Origin of the sequence: Polaribacter sp. Z014, assembly GCF_023555435.1 — a bacterium.
Classification (GTDB): domain Bacteria; phylum Bacteroidota; class Bacteroidia; order Flavobacteriales; family Flavobacteriaceae; genus Polaribacter.
Window position 1 is genome coordinate 1 of sequence record NZ_JALCZP010000077.1, and the last position, 1,439, is coordinate 1,439.

At 28.7% G+C, this 1,439-nt stretch carries 1 protein-coding gene; it reads left to right on the plus strand.

Annotation, left to right across the window (positions count from 1 at the left end; genetic code table 11):
* The first annotated feature begins 978 nt into the window (after positions 1-978).
* Positions 979-1,290 (plus strand): hypothetical protein, encoded by a 312-nt coding sequence (locus MPF19_RS18965; protein ID WP_203395253.1) that lies wholly within the window; start codon positions 979-981, stop codon positions 1,288-1,290.
* Positions 1,291-1,439: the final 149 nt, after the last annotated feature.

The window sequence follows — 1,439 nt, forward strand, 5'->3', positions numbered from 1 at the left end:
TAATCAAAGGTTGTTGCATTTCTGTCAACTTCTATTTTCCTGCGGAAAATAGCCGTCGACTTAAAACGCAACTTTCCATACAAAACAACGTTGTAAAAAACTGGCTGAAAGTATAATTTAAGAACAACAGATATTTAAAAATACATTTAGCTTTAAAGTCTGAAAACTCAAAAAAAGCAAAATAAAACGTTTGAAAAATTAGTTTTTTGGAACACTCTCTCGCGAATCAAATTTTTAAAAAAATAGAAGGTTTTTAGAATTTTAAGAAAGGAAAAATAGTTCTTTTCGTTCGGAGTTTTAAAACACAAAAAAAAGGAAAAGTTTGCGGAATTTAGCTTGTTTGAAAATATCTAAAAACTTGAAACTTCATTACTGTTTGAAACTAAAATCACTGAATTGACAAAGTGTTATCTAAAAGTCGGAGAAATTCGTTTTTAAAGACAAATTAAGAAAGGCTGAGAGATTTCTAAGAGTAAAAAAAAGGTTTACTCATCTTCTGAATTAAAAGTCTGAGAAAACGTTGAAAATCCAAAATTGCGGAATTTCCTCAGAAACTCAAAAAAGAAAAAAAAGAAGTAGGAATTTTATAACTTGTAAAGTGGAAATTAAACACGCATTTTACAACACCTTGTATAAAAAATTGCTAAATTTGGCTTAATCAAAGGTTGTTGTATTTTTGTCAACTCCTATTTTCCTGCGGAAAATAGCCGTCGACTTAAAACGCAACTTTCCATACAAAACAACGTTGCAAGTAATAGCGGAAATCACTCAAACGGAAATAATTCGGAATTATAAGATGTTTGATTTTAAAAAAATATTATGCTAAATTTCTCACTCAAAATCTGAATTTAGCAAGTTGCGGAATTAACACTCAATCGGAATATAAAAACGCTGTAAAAAACCGAATTGAATTTTGAGAATCACTCTTGCGGAATTGAGCAAGTTTGTGAAATTGAAAAATAGAACTGAAATAATAAAATGACAAAAGAAGAAACGATATCTTGGATTTTTTTATCAATAGCTTTCGCATCAGAAAATGAAATGGCAAATTTTAGAGAAATTTCAAATATTGCGGACGGAATTAATCACTCAATTCCAAGCCAAAAGGAATTAAAAAATTCAATTCATTGGCTTTTGGAAAAAGAGTTAATTGAACAAAGAGGAAAGAAATATAAATTAAGTAAATCAGGAATAACTGAATTTAAAGAAACTTCTGAAAAAACTAATATAATTTCGAATATTTGGAAAAATATTGAATTAAGAATAAAAGATATAATTGAAAATAATTAGTGGAATGAAAAAACTACTACTTGCAACACCGTATAAACTTTATTGCTGGTTTTAGCTCACTTGGGAAATTCCTCCAGAATTTCGCCGTTCGTGTTTTATTTACTAAATTCACTGCTTAAACAACGCAACAAAGCTTATACAACAACGTT